The 21,117-nt window shown below is 58.4% G+C and carries 18 protein-coding genes; 11 read left to right on the top strand and 7 right to left on the bottom strand.

The annotated features are described in order from the left end of the window. Positions 1-225: 225 nt before the first annotated feature. Together Q1A52_RS20940 and Q1A52_RS20935 are read left to right on the top strand one after the other, a co-directional pair. Positions 226-1,392: a 2Fe-2S iron-sulfur cluster-binding protein gene (locus Q1A52_RS20940; RefSeq protein WP_300019709.1), complete on the top strand. Its 1,167-nt coding sequence runs from the start codon at positions 226-228 to the stop codon at positions 1,390-1,392. Then, complete coding sequence (locus Q1A52_RS20935; protein ID WP_300019741.1) at positions 1,392-3,650, top strand: mechanosensitive ion channel family protein; 2,259 nt, start codon at positions 1,392-1,394, stop codon at positions 3,648-3,650. The genes Q1A52_RS20940 and Q1A52_RS20935 overlap by 1 nt, the downstream gene beginning before the upstream one ends. Before the next feature lie 65 nt (positions 3,651-3,715). Here the strand turns inward: Q1A52_RS20935 and Q1A52_RS20930 are convergent, their stop codons facing one another. Next, positions 3,716-4,795: a carcinine hydrolase/isopenicillin-N N-acyltransferase family protein gene (locus Q1A52_RS20930; RefSeq protein ID WP_300019707.1), complete on the bottom strand. Its 1,080-nt coding sequence runs from the start codon at positions 4,793-4,795 to the stop codon at positions 3,716-3,718. Between the two features lie 88 nt (positions 4,796-4,883). Between Q1A52_RS20930 and Q1A52_RS20925 the strand changes: the two genes are divergently transcribed. Continuing rightward, positions 4,884-5,666, top strand: coding sequence for a LytTR family DNA-binding domain-containing protein (locus Q1A52_RS20925; protein ID WP_300019705.1), 783 nt, complete (start codon positions 4,884-4,886; stop codon positions 5,664-5,666). 16 nt (positions 5,667-5,682) lie between these two features. Here the strand turns inward: Q1A52_RS20925 and Q1A52_RS20920 are convergent, their stop codons facing one another. Beyond that, entirely contained in the window at positions 5,683-5,937 is a 255-nt protein-coding gene (locus Q1A52_RS20920) for a DUF1653 domain-containing protein (protein WP_300019703.1), read from the bottom strand. A 19-nt stretch (positions 5,938-5,956) separates the two neighbouring features. Beyond that, a complete protein-coding gene (locus tag Q1A52_RS20915) occupies positions 5,957-7,681 on the bottom strand; it encodes an adenosylcobalamin-dependent ribonucleoside-diphosphate reductase (RefSeq protein ID WP_300019701.1) in 1,725 nt (574 codons plus the stop codon). A gap of 415 nt (positions 7,682-8,096) precedes the next feature. Between Q1A52_RS20915 and Q1A52_RS20910 the strand changes: the two genes are divergently transcribed. After that, entirely contained in the window at positions 8,097-8,741 is a 645-nt protein-coding gene (locus tag Q1A52_RS20910; RefSeq protein ID WP_300019699.1) for a glutathione S-transferase family protein, read from the top strand. 23 nt (positions 8,742-8,764) lie between these two features. Beyond that, entirely contained in the window at positions 8,765-10,798 is a 2,034-nt protein-coding gene (locus Q1A52_RS20905; RefSeq protein ID WP_300019697.1) for an EAL domain-containing protein, read from the top strand. Positions 10,799-10,960: 162 nt separating this feature from the next. On the opposite strand, the gene nagA is transcribed toward Q1A52_RS20905, so the two are convergent. From nagA to Q1A52_RS20885, 4 genes are read right to left on the bottom strand one after another with little or no spacing between them, the layout of a single operon-like run. After that, a complete protein-coding gene (gene nagA, locus Q1A52_RS20900) occupies positions 10,961-12,088 on the bottom strand; it encodes an N-acetylglucosamine-6-phosphate deacetylase (protein ID WP_300019695.1) in 1,128 nt (375 codons plus the stop codon). Further along, complete coding sequence (locus Q1A52_RS20895; protein ID WP_300019693.1) at positions 12,088-13,116, bottom strand: SIS domain-containing protein; 1,029 nt, start codon at positions 13,114-13,116, stop codon at positions 12,088-12,090. Before Q1A52_RS20895 ends, nagA begins: the two co-directional genes overlap by 1 nt. Before the next feature lie 2 nt (positions 13,117-13,118). Continuing rightward, complete coding sequence (locus Q1A52_RS20890; RefSeq protein WP_300019691.1) at positions 13,119-13,877, bottom strand: GntR family transcriptional regulator; 759 nt, start codon at positions 13,875-13,877, stop codon at positions 13,119-13,121. Next, a complete protein-coding gene (locus Q1A52_RS20885) occupies positions 13,874-14,767 on the bottom strand; it encodes a BadF/BadG/BcrA/BcrD ATPase family protein (RefSeq protein WP_300019689.1) in 894 nt (297 codons plus the stop codon). The genes Q1A52_RS20890 and Q1A52_RS20885 overlap by 4 nt, the downstream gene beginning before the upstream one ends. 158 nt (positions 14,768-14,925) lie before the next feature. On the opposite strand from Q1A52_RS20885, the gene Q1A52_RS20880 reads away from it, so the two are divergent. The 6 genes from Q1A52_RS20880 to Q1A52_RS20855 all read left to right on the top strand — a co-directional run bounded on the left by Q1A52_RS20880 (position 14,926) and on the right by Q1A52_RS20855 (position 20,994). Next, a complete protein-coding gene (locus Q1A52_RS20880; protein WP_300019686.1) occupies positions 14,926-15,852 on the top strand; it encodes an N-acetylmuramic acid 6-phosphate etherase in 927 nt (308 codons plus the stop codon). Beyond that, positions 15,849-17,105: an ABC transporter substrate-binding protein gene (locus Q1A52_RS20875; protein ID WP_300019684.1), complete on the top strand. Its 1,257-nt coding sequence runs from the start codon at positions 15,849-15,851 to the stop codon at positions 17,103-17,105. The genes Q1A52_RS20880 and Q1A52_RS20875 overlap by 4 nt, the downstream gene beginning before the upstream one ends. Before the next feature lie 83 nt (positions 17,106-17,188). Beyond that, a complete protein-coding gene (locus Q1A52_RS20870) occupies positions 17,189-18,112 on the top strand; it encodes a carbohydrate ABC transporter permease (protein WP_300019682.1) in 924 nt (307 codons plus the stop codon). A 10-nt stretch (positions 18,113-18,122) separates the two neighbouring features. Further along, positions 18,123-18,962, top strand: coding sequence for a carbohydrate ABC transporter permease (locus Q1A52_RS20865; RefSeq protein ID WP_300019680.1), 840 nt, complete (start codon positions 18,123-18,125; stop codon positions 18,960-18,962). Continuing rightward, entirely contained in the window at positions 18,959-19,987 is a 1,029-nt protein-coding gene (locus tag Q1A52_RS20860) for a Gfo/Idh/MocA family oxidoreductase (RefSeq protein WP_300019678.1), read from the top strand. The genes Q1A52_RS20865 and Q1A52_RS20860 overlap by 4 nt, the downstream gene beginning before the upstream one ends. Then, positions 19,984-20,994: an ABC transporter ATP-binding protein gene (locus Q1A52_RS20855; RefSeq protein ID WP_300019676.1), complete on the top strand. Its 1,011-nt coding sequence runs from the start codon at positions 19,984-19,986 to the stop codon at positions 20,992-20,994. The genes Q1A52_RS20860 and Q1A52_RS20855 overlap by 4 nt, the downstream gene beginning before the upstream one ends. Positions 20,995-21,117: the final 123 nt, after the last annotated feature.

Genomic DNA, 21,117 nt, shown 5'->3' with positions numbered 1-21,117 from the left:
ACGTTTCCAGACTGCATCAGCCCGCATTGAGCATCCTGCGTGCCGTGTATTCGTCACGGGACCTGTTAGACTCTGCAGTCTATGATCAGGTTCAATTAATCGTTCCAGCTAAATCAGACGGGTTGCAAAGCCATTCCAGAATCCCGACAGTCCGAGGATAATCGCGCAAAGCGCGTATCCGGGTCGGTCTTTAACTGTGCGGGCCCATTGTAAGGGACAGATCGTATGAACCAAGCCAAGGGACCGCGCTCCGGGCTGATTGTGCGCACCATGCGCATCTGGTCGGGGCTTTTCTTGCTGATCTTCGTGACCAGCCATTTGCTGAACCTTAGCCTCGGTGTGATCTCACTGGAGGCTATGGACGCGGCCCGCCCCTACCTGTCCGAAATCTGGGCATCCCCGATGCTAGGCCCACTGTTGCTCAGCGCCCTTGTGATCCATTTCTTTCTTGGGCTATGGGCGATCTATCGACGCCCCACCCTGCGCACAAACCCCCAGGATCTTGTACAGCTCCTCTCCGGTGTGATCGTTGTGCCGCTGCTGGCCACCCACGCGATTGGGGTTGCCTCCCTGAAAATCAACGGCGTGACCTTTGACTACGCCGCGGCCACACGGTTTTTCTGGCTCGCGCAGCCCCAGATTGGATTGCTGCAGGTTGTCCTGCTCTCCGTCGTCTGGGTGCATGGCTGTGCCGGTCTCTTTACCTGGCTGCGATCCAAGGAAAGCATGCGCAACATGTTGGGCTGGATCTATCCCATCGCTGTGGCGGTCCCGGTTCTGGCCCTGCTTGGATTTGCGGAAGCCGGGCGCGGGGTGCTGGTAGACGCGCAAGCCGCGCAACGGGCCAGCACGCAGGCCTATTCTGCCCCGACCGTAACGGCTGACGCACCGCGGCCCGCAGCCCCGGCGGTGCAAAGGGTGGCCTATCAGACCGTAAAGACTGCAACCAGCCAGGTGATCTGGTGGTCCCTCGCTCTGGCCGCGCTGACCTTTGTCGCCAGGTCCGTGAAACTCGCGCTCCAACCGACCCAGGTGGTTCTGTTAAAACATGGTGATGCCCAGCCCATCACCACCCAATCGAATTTGAGTATTCTGGACAGTTTCAAGCAGAACCATCAACCCCATGCCAGTCTGTGCGAGGGGCGCGGGCGGTGCGGGACATGTGCGGTGCGCATCGTCTCGTCGGAATTTCCCCTGCCGGAGCCCACGGCGCTGGAGATGAAAACGCTGCGCCGCATCGGCGCTGCGGAAGATGTGCGCCTTGCCTGCCAGCTGACACCCTCGGGCGGATTTCTGGAAGTCGATCCGCTGTATCCGGCAGATTACAGTTTCAAGGACCGGGATTTCGAACAACCGGACCCGGTCACCGCGCCTGCAGAGGCTCCGGCGTGATGGGCCTTCTGCGGATCAGGGCATGGCTTGCGGCCATCCTTCTGATACTGTCGGCCGCGCTGGCCACTGCACAGGACGCGGCACCCGCCATCGATGCCCCCTCTGCAAACGACCTGCATGAATTTACGCGGCTGCTCGCGGATGACCGTATTCAGAACTGGCTGCAGGAACAGGCAAATGACGCCGAAGCTGCCGCGCCGCAGAATATCAAATCCATTCGCGAGCAGTTGGCGGAGGCCACGGATCATGTCGGCGCGCGCGTCGCCGATCTGAGCGCGGCCTGGGCCAGTTTCAGTGAGGCACCTGAGGTCATCGCTCAGAAGTGGCGCGAACAGCTGACGCCCGACCGGCGGGTGCGCAGTCTGACCTTTGCGCTGATCTTTCTGTTCTTCGGCGCCGGGCTGGAGTGGCTGTCGCGGCAATACACCAACCCGCTGCGACGGCGGATCGAGTTCAGCACCTTCAAACGCCCCAGAGAGCGGCTCTTTGCGGCGCTGACCCGGACGGCGCTGGCCTTTGTCGGTCTGACGATGTTTGCCATCGGTAGCATCGGGGCCTTCTCCACCATCGACTGGCCGCCGCTGCTGCGCACATTGATCCTTGCCGCGCTGGTGGGGATCCTCATCGTCCGGGCGATCAATTCGCTGACCAAGCTTTTCCTTGCCCCGCGTGTGCCACAACTGCGGCTCTTGCCCGTGGGGGATAAAATGGCGCGGGTTACCGGGCAGGCCATCATGCTCTTTTCCGCGATGGTCGTCTTTGCCGTCTCGCTGATCGACGTCTTTGATCAGCTCACAACATCGGATGTGAAGGGCGGCATGGCGCCGGAAACGCTCTCTGTGGCGGTGCTCTTTGCCGTTCTGTTGTTGGTGGCTGCACTGCTGCTGATTGCCATCTGTTTTGGGCAAGCCAGGAAGCATTCCGATGCCCTTTCCGACCGGTCCATGGCCCGCTGGCGCATTCATCTCAGTCTGTTGAGTGCGCTGGTCTTTGTCACATGGCTCTTTGATGTGCGGGCCCTGATGTGGACGGTACTCAGCATTGGTCTGGCCATTCCGATCCTCAAGCTGTTGCGGGCTTGGACGGATATGACCTTTGACCAGGTCATCGCGGATTTCCGGGCAAAGGCGGAGAATGCAACGCCGCCCGCGCCATCGGAGCCAGCGGACACCACCATCGAAGAGGACGAGCTGGTCGAGCCCGCGCCCATCGTCGACCCCTACGAGACCTACCGGCCCATTGCCCAGAGGCTGATCCGCTTTGCCATGTTCATCGCCCTTGGGCTGACGCTGGCGCTGATCTGGAATGCGGGCATTTTCGAGAATTCGGAAAACCCCACCGTTGCGCAGCGGCTGTTTTCCATCCTGATCGACAGCGCGGCGGCGGTGCTGATTGCCGATCTGATCTGGACCTGGGGCAAATCGTCGATTGATCGCCGCTTGGCCGCCTACAAACCCCCCGAGGACGGGCAGGCCCCGGGGCCAGAGGCGCGTATGGCGACCCTGCTGCCGCTCTTGCGTGTCGTGCTGATGGTCACATTGCTCAGCATGGTGGTGATGTCGGTCCTGTCCTCGATGGGGGTCAACATTGCGCCGATCCTCGCGGGGGCCAGTGTCATGGGCATTGCCATCGGCTTTGGCGCGCAGTCGCTGGTCAAGGATGTGGTGTCCGGCATCTTTTTCCTCGTCGATGATGCGTTTCGCGTCGGCGAATATGTCGAGATCGACCAGCTGCGGGGCACGGTGGAGAACATCTCTATCCGCTCTCTGCAGATCCGGCACCATCGCGGCGCGGTGCACACGCTGCCCTTTGGTGAGCTGAAGTCCATGACCAACTATTCGCGCGACTGGGTGATCATGAAACTGGAGTTCCGCGTGCCCTTCGACACGGACCTGCAGCTGGTCAAGAAGATCGTCAAGAAGGTCGGGGCCGAGCTGAAGGCCAACGAGCATTATGGCGATAGTATTCTGGACACGCTGAAATCGCAGGGCGTGCGGCGGATGGAAGAGTTCAACATGGTCGTGGGTGTGAAATTCATGACCCGTCCGGGTGAGCAATGGCTGGTGCGGCGCGATGCCTATCAGAAGGTGCGCGATGCTTTCGAGGCCAATGGCATCCGCATGGCCGAGCGCAACGTGAAGGTCGAGATCGCGGGTGACCAGCCGCTGACGGAAGAAGAGCGCAAGGCTGTCACCGCTGCCGCCCAGGATGCCATTACCCAGCCCGTGGCACCGGGCGTTGTCCCGGATGAGCCCTAGGTGGCTTTGCAAGGTCCTGCCTTTACCGGGATGTTTGGCCGGGTAGGGGGCTGCAAGGTGCGCGCCTAGTCAGGGCAGGTAAAGGATCCCATCTGCGCTCTTACGATCGGCCCGGCCCATTCCAGCGGCATTCCTATCGTGTCCGCAAAACCTGCCAGCACGTTGGACAGAACGTCCGTCATCTCCGTGGCGGAGGGCTGAGCGAAATCCAAAGTGTCGCCCGTTGTGTGGGCGGTTTCGAGGTTCAATCCGGTCACGCTGTCACGGCAGCTGAAATCAATATCTCCCATCTCGATGCGCCCCTGCGATGCGGGATTGGTCAGCGTAAACTGGATGGTCTGCTCCGTCGGTGACGCCACGATCTGCCAGCGCGTTTGATCGTTTTCAACGTCCTCCAGCGCGGCAAAGGCATCCGTCGATCCGGAGTGGGTGGCGTGTGCCGCCAGGACAAACCGGTTCAGGCTGCTTGGTTCCTGCATTTTCGGGGTTGGTATTGGGGTGCTGCCGCCGAACCCCTCAAAGCTCGCCAGTCCGGCAATAAGATCGTCATAGTCCGAGTTGGTCAGTGCCGGAACGGGCATATCACGCCCCAGGTGAGCCGTCATTCCGTTGCGTGTCGGTGTGAGTGCTGCCGTCGCACCGGTGGCGTCTGCAACGAAGTAGTGGATCGGGACCATCGCCTGCACGGGGGCCTCTCGTGCAAGGGTTACGGCCTCTTCGACCGATACTGCGCAGTCCAGCAGCAATTGGATCAACTCCAGTTCATTCAGGATATCCGCACCCTCTGTCGGGGGAAACGCGGCGGCGTCGTTCCACATCAGCGAGACGAACAGCCCTGCGGTATTCATGCCCGCCGTCGGCATGCCAAATCCCATCTGATTGAAAGTGACGCTACCATGCTCGGTGGGCCAGCGCGCCGTACTGTCTTCCATGATGGACGTGCGGGTCCCACCCTGGGGGTTCACAAAGACATAACCCGCTCCGGTCGCCGAGGTGTCATAGCTATAGGCAATCACCCTCAATCCGGCGGGGCCGAGCGCCATGGTTGAACAGGCCAGCACCGCAGGCGCCACCACAGATGTGATCGCGGCCAGCGACCAAGCGGAATGTCTCTTGCCGAGCAATTCCTGAATTCGAAAAACCATGTTACGATCCTCTCTATCTGTCGGTTACAGTCCTGTGCCCGACGGGATGACGCATCGATTGACGCACACTCAAGCGGAGTTTCGTGAAATGCCTGCAGGGATCGCGAACAACACCCTCAGGGCGGTTTTCGCAGAGGCGGTTGCCGAGCTTTTTGGTACACGCAGGCGAGTTTGCGTCCTGGTTCTGATCGCCTTGTTGACGGGTCTTGTGGGACCCTTCGGGACGGATATGCATTTTCTTGAGGTGCAGCGATATCTCTACTGGGCGCTGATCGTTTTTGGCACGGCGATCCCGGTACAGTTGGTGTTTTTTTTCGTGGAACGGGCGCGCCGCCGCATGGGCTGGCCTGCTGTGATCTGGGTGCCCGTGGCGTCCCTGGTCGCGGCGGTCCCCGCGATGGCGGTCGTCAATGCCATCGCCTGTGTCTTTGGGTCCTGCATCGGCAGGGCAGGGATGGCCGAGCTATACGTGCAATGCGCCGTTGTCATCCTGTCCATCGGCACAATGATCAAACTCCTGTCGCCAGCAGATGCCGCGCCGATACCGGCGGCACCAGAGCCCATGCTGCTGCGCCGCCTGCCCGGTGCACGGCGCGGTCGGCTGATCCGCCTGGCAGCGCAGGATCATTACGTCGAGGTTATCACGGATCAGGGCCGCAGCCTTGTCGGCATGCGTTTCAAGGATGCCATTGAAGAAACCGGAGCGGAAGCGGGCGTGCAAGTGCATCGCTCCCACTGGGTTGCGCGCGCAGCGGTTGTTGCCCGACGAAATGTGGATGGCAGGGCGGTGTTGGAACTGACCGATGGCAGCCTTGTCCCCCTTGGGCGGACATTCCGCCAGAAGGCGTCCGAGGCCGGGGTTCTGTTCTGAGGCCACGGCGCGGTTGTCAGATCGCTGTGAACCGGCCGTCCCAGAATTCGCTGGACGCGCGGACCCACACGGTGCCGTCCGCATCATCATAGATCACGACAGCACTGCGATCTGCCTCCAGGATACCTTCAGACAGCACGCGGTAGAGCCCGCCTTTGCGGTGCCGATGTGTCGGTGTCCAGCTTGCATCGGGTTCTCGGCGAGCGGGGGGAGCCGTCCCCCACCAGCCGCTCAATATCCGACCGCTGATCTGCAGTACGCGTCGTATCATGTTCTGCCCCATCACCTGATTACGTCGAGAGAATAGACCCCGTGACGGCATTGGGGCGGAAGGTCGTGCACCCCTTGCAGCCGCTATCATAAGCCTTCATGTAGACGCCCTTGAAAAGCTCAAAAGGCATATCCACCGGGCAATTCACGGTCTTCGAAATGCCGCTGTCCACCCAGGCCTGTGCGGCCGCCTGCATGGCCACATGATCTGCCGGCTCGAGGTCCATCGCGGTCACGAAAGCCTCGGGCAGCGCGGCGCCCTCCCCGAAAATACGGCGGTGCAGCCAGATGGCGTAGTCTTCGACCGCTTCCAGCGACTTGCTGCCATCGGGATTGCTGAACAGCCGCTGGTAGGAGGCGGAAAAGATCGGCTCGATCCCGGAGGAGACGTTGCCCGCGTACATCGATGTGGTGCCTGTGGGCGCGATCGTGGTCAGCAGGCCGTTGCGTAGCCCATTGCGCATGATCGCCTGTCGGACGTCCGGGTCAAGCTTGCGGATGTTTTCGTGTTTCTGGTGCCGCGTACTGTCGAAGAGCGGGAAGCTGCCCCGCTCTGCCGCGAGCTTTGACGAGGCAAGGTAGGCCGCGTTTTGCAGGGTGCGCATCCACTTCGACAGTGTCTCGGCCGCCTGTTCAGAGCCGTAGCGCAGGCCGAGCATCATCAGCGCGTCCGCGACCCCGGTGACGCCAATGCCGATGCGGCGTTTGGCTTGCGCTTCGTCTTTTTGCGCCTCGACCGCGAACCGCGACACATCAATCGCGTTGTCCAGCATCCGAACGGCGACCTTGGCCAGGCGCTTCAACTCGTCAAAGTCCATCGTGGCCCCGGGCTGAAACGGGGAGCGCACCAGCCGCGCCAGGTTGATCGAGGCCAGCGGACAGGTCCCGTTCGGCGGCAGTGGCTGTTCCGCGCAGGAGTTGGTCGAGGAGATGCTTTCAAGGTAGTTGAGCGGGTTGAGCGTGTTGATCCGATCAATGAACAGGACACCGGGTTCCGCCGTTTCATAGTTCGTCGTCAGGATCTTGTCCCAAAGTTCCCGTGCCTTTACCTGCCGCAATGTCCAGCCATTCCAGGTCAGGTTCCAGTCGTCATTCCTGCGTACGGCCTGCATGAAGTCATCGGTGATCATGACAGAGAGGTTGAAGTTTCGCAGTTCTGCAGAGGCTTCCTTGGCCGAGATGAAGGCCTCGATGTCCGGGTGGTCACAGCGCAGCGTCGCCATCATCGCGCCGCGCCCCATGCCGCTGACCACCATCTTGCAGACCGAATTGCAGATATCCATAGCCGCAAGCGGCCCCGCCGCAGGGCAATCCAGACCCGCGACCCCGGTGCCCTTGGGGCGCAGGGTCGAGAAATCGAAACCGATGCCGCCGCCCATCTTCATTGTCAGCGCCGCCTGTTTGGCCGTGTCCATGATGCCTTCGACTGAATCGGGAATTTCCTGCATGACAAAGGTATTGGATAGCGTCACGTCGCGCGCGGTCCCGCACCCTGAAAGGATCCGCCCGCCCGGTAACAGTTTGTAGGATGCCATGGCATCGTAGAATTGTGATGCAACAGCCTGCCGGTCAGATGGCTTTTCATTCTCCGCCAGCCCGTGGGCGACCCGTTTCCATGTGTCAGAAACCGTTTGATCCACAACGCGCCCCTGAGAGCGATACTGGTACTTGGCGCTCCAGATACGATGCGCGATTGGATTTTCCGAGCTGTTGTTTTGCGGAACAAGATTGGTTTCTCTTAGCATTTTCGACATCCCCTTTTCTGGGGAGGACGCATAGCGAAGAGTTTGATTCAAAGTGTTAAGATCGGGTGGAAAGTTAACACATGGTAAACAAGATAGATCAAATCTGCGATAGTTTGAGGATGCTGCTCACTCTGGCATCACCTAGCCGGAAATCTTAACGATCTGAGGGCGGATTAACGTTTTTGTCACGCGTGCGAAGTGACTGCTGCCGCCGATTTTCAGGTTGCGCTTGGCCGTGAGACCGCGCCGTGTTTGAGAAAATGAGGCTGACCACGTCAGCAACTCGAAATTCTTGAGCGGTCGGAACTTGTCAAAATTTGAAAGGTATTGTCGGGAGAAACACCGGCGCCCAACCATCCTGTTCAAGGCGGGTTAACACTTGCGAAATATTAGTCTTGGGTGGTCAATTTCAATGATGGGTGTCTTCATGATCAAACTCTATGCATGCTTGGGATCGGGCAATTGCTTTAAGCCCTGGCTGGCGCTTCACCAGCTTCAAACCCCGTTTGAGCTTCGTCTGGTGGATGTTCTGGCGGGTGAGCAAAAGACCGACTGGTTTCTGGAGATCAATCCAAATGGCGTTGTCCCCTTTATGGTGACGGAGGACGGCCGCGGATTGGGTGAAAGCAATGCAATGCTCTGGTACTTGGCCGAAGGAACGCACCTGATGCCGCAGGACAAGACTGAGCGTGCACAGGCGCTGCAATGGATGTACTTCGAGCAGTCCAAGCTGGAGCCTTTCATTTCACCGGCCCGCTTTTTTACGACGATACTGCCGCAGGAAAGCAAAAATCGTTCCGCCGATATTGAAAACTGGCAAAATGCCGCTGCCCCGGGTCTTGCGCGCTTGGACGAACACCTGCGTGAGTTTCAGTTCATGGTGGGGTCTGGATACTCGGTCGCTGATATCGGGGTCTTTGGATACGTCCATGTTTTGGAGGAAGCTGGTCTTTCGATGGGCGACTACCCAAACATCGCTCGCTGGATCGGGGATGTAAGCGCGACCAAGGGGTTCCGACCCCTTGGGAAACTTGGAGTCCAGGAGGGTAAGGCCGCCTGATCTGATTTCAGAGGTAATCCCAGATGCACGCGAAGAAAGCGAAATCAGAAGGGGACATCAGCAACACTGACCATCTGGCCAGTGACGCGCATGCCGTTCTTGATCTATTTTCGGGGGCGCGGAATCTGTCGACCCCGGTCTGGGTTTATGATGTCGACAACTGCCGGGTCGTCTATGCGAATGCGCAGGCCTGTAAAATGTGGCAGGCAGAGAGCGAAGAAGACCTGTGTTCGCGAGATATGTCCAAGGGCATGTCCTCCACAGTCGCCAAAAGACTGAAGCAATACCAGACCGATTTCATCGAGCGCCAGACAACGTTCCGCGAAATGTGGACGCTCTATCCCAATGGCGAACCGGTAAGTTCCAGCGTCGCATTTCGTGGCTTTCGCCTGCTAGACGGTCGGATGGCCATGCAGTGCGAAGTCCTTGAGCGGGCCAGCGATGAACCGGACAATCTGCGCAGCGCCGAAGCGCTGCTGCACACGGATGTAAAGATCGCCCTTTTCGAACTCGATGGTCCGGCGCTCTATATGAACCCTGCAGCTCGCAACTCGATTGGCGGACCATCCAAGAGTTTCCAGCAACTCTTCGTCGATTCAAAAGACTATCACGTCATGATGTTCGAACTGGATGGCTCCGGCGAACATCGTATGGTCGCCAGGGTAACGACAGCATCAGGCAAACATTGGTTCGATTTATCCGCGAAACTATGCAGCGATGCAGTTACCGGCCAACCGGCGGTTTTGCTGACAGCCTTCGATGTGAGCGAGTTGAAAATTGCGCGAGACAAGGCACGCTACCTTGCGGACCGCGACCAGTTGACGGGGTGCTATAACCGGGCGTTCATGCACCGGCTTGTAGAAGATCTCGCCAACGCCAGTGAAGTGCGATGTACGCTGCTTTACTTTGACGTAGACCGGTTCAAGAACGTCAACGACACATTCGGGCATGAAGCTGGCGACAACGTGTTGCGAGAGCTTGCCCTGCGCGCGCAACAGGTGATTGGCCCGGAGGATATCGTGGTGCGTCTCGGTGGTGATGAATTCGCCATTCTGCTTTACGAAGATGCGGATTACGTTCACGTCCACCAAAAAGCAAAGGTTCTGTTCTGCAATCTATCGGGTCCTGTCAGATGTGGCGCAACCAGCATTGACGTCAATGTCAGCATGGGAATTGCTGATTTTACTCCAGCGCAAACAGACTTTGAGTCTGCGCTGCGCCAGGCCGATATTGCGCTTTATCATTCCAAGCGCGAAGGGCGGAACAGATACACGATTTACACAAGTGAAATGGGTGCGGCCGCGCTAGACCGGGCCAGGTTCAAAACAGAAATTGAGTCCGCATTAAAGCAGCGTGATTTTGTTTTGCACTATCAACCCAGAATCGATCTTCGATCAGGCAATGTTGTTTCAATGGAAGGCCTGGTGCGTTGGAAGCACCCTGAAAAAGGTATTGTCGGCCCCGATAACTTTATCCCGATCTGTGAGGAAACGGGGCTGATCGACAGTCTTGGGCAACAAGTCTTGGAGATTGGATTCGAGCAAGCAATGAAATGGCAGGATGCAGGTGAATACATGCATCTTTCCCTCAATATTTCTCCCCGCCAATTCGCTGACGAGCGGCTTACGGACATGTTGGCATCTTTTGCAAGAAAGCCCGGATTCCCGACCGACAGAATTGAGCTGGAAATCACTGAAAACGTTTTGATCGGCGATTTGGACGACATCGCGTCCAAACTGAAAACGATCACGGATATGGGGTACCAGATTGCCATTGATGATTTCGGAACCGGATACTCCAACCTATCATATATTTCCCGAATTCCACTCAGTTGCATCAAGATCGATCAGTCGTTTGTCAGTCAGCTGCCAAAATCGGGCCCTATCATTCGTTTGATCCTCTCCCTTGGCAAGCAGATAGGCGCAACAATCGTTGCCGAGGGTGTCGAAACGCAGGATCAGTATGATTGGCTGTCGCGTCACCATTGCGATCAGATTCAGGGATTTTTCATCGCGCGCCCAGCTCCACTAAATGAACTCGGTGGTGACACCAGCTAATGCTGTGAAGGGGTGCAAACAATTGCAGGTTGGATGCCAAACTCTGTATGCCGTCAGGATCAATCAGGGCCAATCCCGCTGGCAAATACTGCGCATATTTCGTGAAGGATGAATGGTCGATATTGAAAGCGCGATGTTGGTTCCTGTGACTGGTGCAGCACGTCACAAACCGCGAATGTATCTTAAGCTGTCGTCCAGCAGAATTGCATTGGCCGCACTGCCTACGACAAATCGGCCTGCTGTACCGGGTTGAGGCAAGACTTGCGCAGGAAACAACGTCGCCATGGCAAAGGCCCTTTCTTTCGGTATCCCCATGTTTTCGACAAGTATGGAAAGGGCGTGAGAAAGCTCCAGATCAGCCCCGGCAAGGGTACCGTCTTCCAGCGTCAATTGGCCGTTCTGCCGCAGAATGCGCCTTCCGTTCAGTTTGAGTTCAGTGATGTCGGAACCGACCGTGGACATCGCATCGGTAACAAGAAAGATGTTCCCGGGTCCCTGCTTTGACGAAAGGGCGACACGCATGCTGGCCTGATGGACATGGATGTCGTCTGCGATCATTCCGGCCGAAATGGTCGACGTGTTCAATGCGGCTCCAACCAATCCTGGCTCCCGGTTGCCCATCTGACTCATGGCGTTAAAGAGATGTGTGACGCAGCGTGCGCCTGCTTCAAACGCGGCTTCCGCTTCTGTCATGGTACAATCAGTGTGGCCCAAAGACACAATTACCCCGGCTTCGGAGAGCCGTGCGATCTGGTTGCAAGTCACGTTTTCAGGGGCAACGGTCAGCATAACATTCGCCAGGCGCTTTGCTGTTTCCACAAGAAAGGCTTCGTCGCTATCGGTCATCGGACGTATCAATTCCGGATCATGCGCGCCTTTCCGAGCCACGGATAAATGTGGACCTTCCAGGTGGATACCGATGATCCCGGGCATTTTATGCTCAATGGCGGCCTCGACGGCCTCGACCGCGGCACGTGTACGCGACGGCGTATCTGTAATCAGGGTCGGCAGGAGCGCGCGCGTCCCCGTGGTTGCATGCGCCTGTGCAATTGCTCTTAGGCCGTCGACTGAGGTTTCATCGTTGAACATCACCCCGCCGCCGCCGTTTGCCTGTAAATCCACAAACCCTGGCAGGATTGTTCCGCCGGAAAGCTCCTCAATACCGAACGCGGCGGGAACGCTTTCGGCGGGGACAATTCCGCAAAAAACGTCACCATCCAGCAGAAAAGCTTTTCCTTCATGAAGCTGCTTTCCGTCAAAAATATCCGCCCCTGTCAGCGCCCGGTTCATCAAATTGTTTCCGTTACTTTCTTGAGATGCCGTGGCTCATCTGGATTTATCCCGCGGGAGAGGGCCACCTGTTCGACCATCGCGTAGAATGAAACGATGAGAGAGATGGGATCAAGCAAAGGATGCGCAGTGCGTACGCAGGGTAAGCTGGCGGCATGAGTGGCTTGGTCAGATGTTACGAAAACCGACGCGCCCTTGCCCGCAATTTGGTCGGCCACTTCCACAAGGGAGGTTTCGGCCTGATCAGCTGCGGTCAGAGCGATGACGGGAAATTCTTGGTCAACGATGGAGACCGGGCCGTGCAGTACTTCTGCTGATGAGTAGGATTCTGCATGCAACTGGCACGTTTCTTTGAACTTGAGGGCCGCTTCGTTCGAGATGGCCAGCACTGGTCCGCGCCCGAGGCAGAAAAGCGATTGTCGTGATGTAATCTCTGCACCCAATGCGCCCCAGTCCATCTGGGTTGCATGTTCCAGCATCTCTGGCAGGGCGTGAAGGGCTTGCAACAGTATCGTGTCTTTCTGCCATTCAGCCAATAGCCATATCGCGGAGACAGCAGAGGTCACAAAGGTTTTTGTCGCCGCCACGCTGAGTTCCGCGCCGGCATGCAGATCGATAGTGTGAGTGCTTACTCTGGCAAGGTCGCTGTCCGTGTGATTGGTGAGGGCAATACTCAGCGCACTCTGACTGGTCGCCATCATGGCCAATCGAACGATATCGGGACTTTTACCCGATTGTGACACTGCAAGGCATGCACACCGTGAAAGCGAAAGCTCACGGTCGTAAATTGAGGATACCGACGGACCAACGGAAGCAACCGGAATACCGGCTACAAGCTCGCAGGCATATTTGAAATAGGTCGCTGCATGATCGGAAGATCCTCGTGCAACCGAAATCATGAAGAGAGGATCAGCCGCGCGCAGCGCGTTTGCCGCAGCCTCTATGGAGGACGCCCCTTTTGTCAGGAGTGCATCAACCGCAGCGGGGATTTCAAGAACCTCCCGTCGCATATGTGTTTGGGCAGACATTGTTATTCCTTGGATAGCCTGAGTTCGGCGACAAAATTGTAGGAATCGCCGCGATAGATCGATTGCGTGAATTCCGCGACGCGCCCGGAGGCAAGGTAGGAGGTACGTTCAATCCGCAGGCCCGCGTCCCCCGGCAAAACGGCGAGTAGTTCAGCATCCGCCGGCGCAAGATTGATCGCAGAAATTTTCTGGAGCGCCCGAACCGGTCGATGCCCGTCCAGCTCCAGCGTTTCATAAAGCGAGGTCTCGACGGCCAGCGGATTGGGCAGGATATCCGTGGGCAGCGAGGCGCGTTCAATCGCGATGGGTTCGCCATCCGCCATGCGCAATCGCGTAATACGCGCCACGGAGTCCTCCGATGACAGGCCCAGTGAGGTCATTTCATCCGGCGACGGCATGAAGAGGCCGCGCTCCAGCCAACGGGAGGTCGAGGCCTTGCCGCGCCGCTCCATATCCTCGGAGAAAGACGTCAGTCGGGACAATTTCTGTTCGATCCGCTCAGGTTTGGAGGAGATGAAAGAGCCGGAGCCCTGTCTCTGAACAATGGTGCCGTCTTCAGCCAGGGACTGGATCGCCTTGCGCACGGTCACGCGTGAGAAATCCGTGATGGAGGCTATTTCGCGTTCGGGGGGCAGGGGGCTGCCCGGCGGCAGAATGCCCTTGGACACGCCCTCGCTCAGACGCTGACGCAGTTGAACGTACCTTGGGCCGCCGTCATGGCGAAACCAATTCGCGGGCTCGAGGAAGTCGGCAACGCTCATGACACCTCACCCATGCTGTGCAGATGCTGCTGCGCCAAGTGTAGCGCGCCGTCCAGCGCGGAGCCGGCGGGTGGATGGATGTGCTTTCTGAACCCGGTGTCGATATAGGGTTCGTAGTGCGGGCCGACCCCACCTGCGAGACAGAGTTTATCGCCGTTCTTCAGACCCACCGTCGCGATGCAGGTGTTCAGATAGTCTGCGCCCCATTGCATCAGGGTCAGCGCGTTTGGATCACGCTGCCGGGCGGCCTCAACCACCAGAGGCGCAAAGCTGGCATAATCACCCGGCGCGGCGTCTTTGGTGAATTGCACAATCTCGTTCGGTGCGTCGTTGAAATGCGCCAGAAGGGCGGCGGTGAGGCCCGAATGCTCCACAAGCCCGTCCTGTGCAAGCATCGTGCGGCGCAAGGCGTTGTGGCCCAGCCACCCACCGGATGCCTGGTCGGCCAGATCGTGACCCCAGCCTCCGAAATATCGCACCGCATGGCCGGATTTCGACGCGACGATTGTCCCGGTGCCGATGGCTGCCAGTATCCCGTCGTCCTCCCTCAGCGCGCCGATGAGGGAGGTTATCCGATCATCTGTCACGGTGGTCTTTCTGAAAGGCATCGCAGCGGCAACCGACGCCGCATCCGAGGCATCCATCACGCCAGCCAGCCCCAAATGTGAAATGCAATTCCCTTGCCACCCGTCCGCGAGCCCCGCATTTGATCCAGCGGCCTGCAGGGCGGACAGGATGTTCCTCAGCGTTGCGTCCGGGTCGGTTGCAAAGTTTGCCGGGCCGCCGGGCGCTTCGCTTATCCGCGTGCCGTTCGGATCGGCAACGACAACCCGGCAGCCGGTTCCGCCGCCGTCCACGCCCGCCAGGAAATGTGCAGAGAATATGCTCATGAGATACCTATATCATACCTTTTAGCAGATACAACATCCAATTAGAAACCAAATAACGCGGATAGTGCCGAATTTTTACCCAAATATTAATAAGTGAAGAAATTGGTAGACAAAAGGTATTACTTAGGTATTGTATCTGGAAATCTGGGGAGTCGAACGTGCAAACTGATAGGTCTCAATGCAGTCGCGGCGCAGCAATAGATCAATTGTCTGACCGTGATGCGATGTCTGCAATGCTGACGTCGCATATTGCCGCTCTGGAGGCGGCGCGGTCAGCGATTGCCGAAATCTCCGCCGCCAGTGCTCTGGTCGCGCGCGCCGTTGCGGCCGGAGGGACAGTGCACTACGCCGCCGCTGGAAGCTCGGGGCTGATGGCCTTCGCAGACGCGTGCGAGCTGCCGGGCACGTTTCAAATCCCGCCGGGTCAAATAGGCATCCATATGGCCGGGGGGGTGCCCACGGAGGGCATGATGCCAGGCAGTACGGAGGACGACCGCGAGGACGCAGTTCGCGCGGCCCGTGCGGTTGATGAAAAAGATGTCGCGATCGTCGTGAGTGCGAGCGGCACAACGCCCTATGCGCTTGGCTTCGCCAATGCTGCTCGCGCAAGGGGAGCGTCCGTCATCGGGATTGCAAATGCCGCAAATACCGCGCTGCTGGAGGCGTCAGACATCGCGATTTCGCTCAACACCGCGCCAGAGGTGGTCGAAGGTTCCACGCGGTTGGCGGCAGGGACGGCGCAAAAGGCTGTCCTGAATATGATTTCTACGCAGGTCGGCGTGCTGCTCGGACATGTGCATGATGGCCTGATGATCAATCTGAACCCCGACAATATCAAGCTTCGCCAGCGGGCCACTGACATCGTTTCCCGCATTGCCGGCGTTGCCGCCGATGACGCGGGTCGCGCCCTGAGACGGACGGGGTACAATGCAAAACTTGCGACACTTGTCGCTGCCGGGGCAGACTTGAGCGAAGCGCAGGCTCTGTTGGCCCGCAACAATGGTCACCTGCGCGCATGTCTGCACCACGTCACACCAAAGACAAAAAACGAGAACAAGACTTCAATCCAAGGGAGAAACCAATGAAAACCAATATATTAAAGGGTGTTCTGCTGGCAACCACGCTGCTGGGTGCCACCGCGGCCACCGCACAACAGGCGGAGCTGACCATCGAGAGCTGGCGCAATGATGATCTCGCGATCTGGCAGGATAAGATCATTCCGGCCTTCGAGGCCGAGCACCCGGACATCAAGGTGAAATTCAGGCCCTCTGCGCCCGCCGAATACAACGCCGTGCTTAACTCCAAGCTGGACGCGGGCTCTGCCGGTGACATTATCACCTGCCGTCCTTTCGACGCCTCGCTGGCGCTCTATGAGGCCGGTCATCTGGCCGATCTGAGCGGCATGGAGGGCATGTCGAATTTTTCCGACGTGGCGAAATCGGGCTGGTCCACGGATGATGGCAGCGCCACCTATTGCGTGCCGATGGCCTCGGTGATCCACGGTTTCATCTACAACAAGGACGCCTTTGAAGAGGTTGGAGTTGCGGTGCCGCAGACCGAAGAGGAATTCTTCGCGGCCCTGGAGGCGTTCAAGGAGGATGGCACCTACATCCCGATGGCTATGGGCACGAATGACCAGTGGGAAGCGGCGACCATGGGATACAACAACATCGGTCCGAACTACTGGAAGGGCGAAGAGGGGCGGAATGCCCTGATCGCCGGAGACCAGAAGCTTACAGATGAAGGCTGGGTCGCGCCCTATCGTCAGTTGGCCAAATGGGGCGACTATATGGGTGACGGCTATGAGGCGCAGACCTACCCCGATAGCCAGAACATCTTTACGCTAGGGCGCGCGGCGATCTATCCGGCGGGCAGCTGGGAAATCTCCGGCTTCAACGCCCAGGCGGATTTCGAGATGGGTGCCTTCAACCCTCCCGTCCAGAATGCGGGCGATACCTGCTACATCTCCGATCACACGGATATTGGCATTGGTATGAACGCGGCGACGGACAGCCCCGAGGCGGCCAAAACCTTCCTCAACTGGGTTGCCTCGTCGGAGTTCTCCACCATCTTCGCCAATGCGTTGCCGGGTTTCTTCCCGCTGTCGAACGCCGCCGTAGAGCTCGAAGACCCGCTGGCACAGGAGTTCATCTCCTGGCGTGACACATGTGAAAGCTCGATCCGGTCGACTTATCAGATCCTGTCGCGCGGCACGCCGAACCTTGAGAACGAAACCTGGAACGCTTCCGTTGCGGTGATCAAGGGGGATGAAAGCCCCGAAGACGCCGGCAAACGTCTGCAGGACGGGCTGGCCAGCTGGTACGCGCCGCAGCAGTAACGCGCGCGGCCAAGAAACTCCGGGCGACGTGAGCGCGCCCGGAGACCCATAGTATTCTCCCCACATCGCCCAGGAGACGGCCCATGGCTGCGCCTTCAAAGCAAAAAAACAGATGGCATATTGCCGTTTTTCTGGCGCCCGCCGTGCTGGTCTATACGGCGGTGATGATCTATCCGCTCTTCAATACGTTGCGGTTGTCGCTCTATTCCGAGATCGATCAGGAGCGCATCTGGGTCGGGCTGCAGAACTTTCGCACGCTCTTTGGGGATGCAATCTGGTCAGAGCAGTTTTGGAATGCGCTGGCCAATAACGGATGGTTCTTTGTCATCCACATGCTGGTGCAAAACCCGATCGGTGTTGCGCTGGCTGCGATCCTGTCGTCACCCCGGCTGCGGTTCTCGGCGTTTTACCGCTCGGCGATCTTCATCCCGACCATCCTGTCCTTTGTCATCGTCGGCTTTGCCTGGAAACTGATCCTGTCGCCGATCTGGGGCATTGCGCCGGGCATGCTGGATGCGATTGGGCTGAAGTTTCTCTACCAGCCTTGGCTGGGCAAGGAGGAATACGCGCTGACAACGCTGAGCCTGGTGTCCGTCTGGCAATATGTGGGCATCCCGATGATGCTGATCTATGCCGCGCTTCTGTCGATCCCGGATGAAATCCTTGAGGCGGGGGAATGTGACGGGATTACCGGCATGGCGGCGTTCTGGAAAATCAAACTGCCGCTCATCCTGCCCTCCATCGGGATCATTTCGGTGCTGACCTTCGTGGCGAATTTCAACGCCTTTGATCTGATCTATGCCGCGCAGGGCGCGCTCGCCGGGCCGGATTTCAGCACGGATATTCTGGGCACCTTCATGTACCGCACCTTCTTTGGGTTTCAGTTGCAGCTGGGCGATCCGCATATGGGATCCACCATCGCGTCGGCCATGTTCGGGATCATCCTGATCGGTGTCTGCATTTACCTCTTCGGCATCCAGCGCCGCCTGCGCAACTACCAGTTCTAGGGGTGAGACGATGACCCAGACCCGACGCATCCCCGGCACCGCCATAGCGGCCCATGCCGTTCTGATCACCTACACGATCATCGCGCTGTTTCCGGTTTTCGTGATCCTGATCAACAGCTTCAAGACACGCCGCGCGATTTTTCGGGACCCGTTGGGCCTGCCGACTGAGGAGACGTTTTCGCTCATCGGCTACCAGACCGTGTTCAAGCAGGGGGATTTCTTTCTCTACTTCCAGAACTCCATGATCGTCACGGTGGTCTCTCTGACGCTCATCCTGCTTTTCGGGGCCATGGCGGCCTTTGCGCTGGCGGAATACCGGTTCAAGGGCAACACGCCGATGGGCCTCTATCTGGCGCTGGGGATCATGATCCCTATCCGGATCGGGACCGTGGCCATCCTCGAGATGATGGTATCGACCGGGCTGGTGAACACCCTCGTGGCGCTGATCCTTGTCTACACGGCGCAAGGCCTGCCGCTGGCGGTCTTCATCCTCAGTGAGTTCATGAAAGGTGTTTCCGACGACCTCAAGAACGCAGGTCGGATTGACGGGTTGTCGGAGTACAAAATCTTCTTCCGGCTTGTGCTGCCCCTGGTGCGCCCGGCCATGGCCACCGTCGCGGTCTTCAACATGATCCCGATCTGGAACGACCTGTGGTTCCCGCTAATCCTTGCGCCCGCCGAGGAAGTGAAAACCCTGACCCTCGGCAGTCAGGTCTTTATCGGGCAGTTCGTGACCGACTGGAACGCGGTGCTGTCGGCGCTGTCGATGGCGATCCTGCCGGTGATGGTGCTCTACGTGATCTTCTCGCGCCAGCTCATCCGCGGCATCACATCGGGGGCGGTCAAATGAAGGTTCTCATCGCAGGATTGGGCAATATGGGCCGCAGCCACGCGCTGGCGCATCATGCATTGGCGCATACGGAGATTGTTGGCCTCGTGAACCGATCTGACGTCAGCTTGCCGGATGCGTTGCAAACCTATCCGATCTATTCGGATTTCGACAGCGCCTTGACCAAGACACACCCCGATCTTGTCGTCATTGCGACCTATACCGACACGCATGCGGACTATGCCATTGGGGCAATGAAAGCGGGCGCGCATGTCTTTGTCGAAAAGCCACTGGCGATGCAGGCCGACGATGCGCAACGTGTCGTGGACACCGCAAAGCGCCTGAACCGCAAGCTTGGCGTCGGCTACATCCTGCGGCACCACCCCAGCTGGGTGCGCCTGATCGAAGAGGCGCGCGCCTTCGGCGGACCGTACGTGTTCCGGCTCAATCTAAACCAGCAATCGGACGGCCCGACCTGGGACACCCACAAGGCGCTGATGGAAACGACCTCTCCGCTGGTGGATTGTGGCGTGCATTATGTCGACGTGATGTGCCAGATCACCGATGCGCAGCCCATACGTGTTCAGGGTATCGGCCTGCGGCTGAGCGATGAAATTGCGGAAGACATGTACAACTACGGGCAGCTTCAGGTTGTTTTCGACGATGGGTCCGTGGGTTGGTACGAGGCGGGGTGGGGTCCGATGATGTCAGAAACCGCCTTCTTTGTGAAAGACGTGGTCAGCCCGCACGGCGCAGTCTCCATCACCGATGGTAACAAGGGCGCGTCGGACGATATTGACGGGCACACCAAAGTGGGAGGGCTGCTGGTGCATCGCCCGCAAGGCGATACACTGATCGACCTGCCCGATGAACCCGGCCATCAGGCGCTTTGTGATACGGAACAGGCATGGATCGTGAATGCGATCCGAAACGACATTGATCTGACACGCCATATGAATGACGCGGTGCAATCGCTCCGCATTTGCCTGGCTGCGGATGAGAGCATCCGGACCGGCAAACCCATCTACCTCGGAGACAGCGCATGACGGCTTTGAAACTGGAAAACGTGAACAAGTTCTTTGGCTCGGTGCATGTGTTGAAAGACATCAACCTGACCGTCGAGGACGGTGAATTCGTTGTCTTTGTCGGTCCGTCGGGATGCGGGAAATCAACCCTGCTGCGGGTGATCGCGGGGCTGGAGGATGCGTCCTCTGGCACGGTCACCATCGGCGATGATGTCGTGAATACCGTGCCCCCGGCCAAGCGTGGCATCGCAATGGTCTTTCAATCCTACGCGCTCTATCCGCATCTGACGGTCAAGGACAATATGGGGCTGGGGCTGAAGCAGGAAGGCCAACCCAGGGCGGTGGTGGAAGAACGGGTGTCCAAAGCCAGCAAGATGCTGGACCTCGAAGAATACGCCACGCGCAGACCTGCGGAACTTAGTGGGGGGCAGCGCCAGAGGGTGGCCATCGGTCGCGCGATCGTACGGGATCCGAAACTGTTCCTGTTCGATGAACCGCTGTCCAATCTGGATGCCGCACTGCGGATGAACACCCGCGTCGAGATCGCGGAGCTGCACCGCACATTGTCGGCCTCCATGATCTACGTGACCCATGATCAGATCGAGGCGATGACGCTCGCCGATAAAATCGTGGTGCTGCGGGATGGGCGCGTCGAGCAGGTGGGCACCCCGATGGAACTGTACAACAATCCCGCCAATCGGTTTGTTGCCAGTTTCCTTGGATCACCATCGATGAATTTTCTGGAGCGTTCAGTGCCGGATGTCCCTGACGGGCAGACCATCGGCATCCGGCCAGAGCATCTTCGTCTTGCGCAATCGGGGCGGATTTCTGGCATGGTTACTCATGTGGAGCGCCTGGGTGGCGATACCAATCTATTGGTGAATACTGATCAGGGCGAAACGGTCACCGTCCGACTCTTCGGGCAGGACCCGACAGAAGTGGGCGATGTCGTCAGACTGGAGTTTGCAGAGGACAACGCGTTTTACTTTAACGAGGCGCAGGAACGGATTTTTGAGGCGGCGGCCTGACAGGGGTTCTCCAGGGCATTTCTGGAGAACTGCGGCGCTTGACGTTGTTACATGCCCGGAATGGTCTTTGGGCTGTACGCAGAAAACTAATAGCACTTTATGGAGAAGTTGCGCTTGCAAACG

Origin of the sequence: uncultured Roseobacter sp., assembly GCF_947488185.1 — a bacterium.
Taxonomy (GTDB): Bacteria; Pseudomonadota; Alphaproteobacteria; order Rhodobacterales; family Rhodobacteraceae; genus Roseobacter.
The sequence above is the reverse complement of the archived record's forward strand: the minus strand, read 5'-3'. Positions and strand labels throughout refer to the sequence as shown.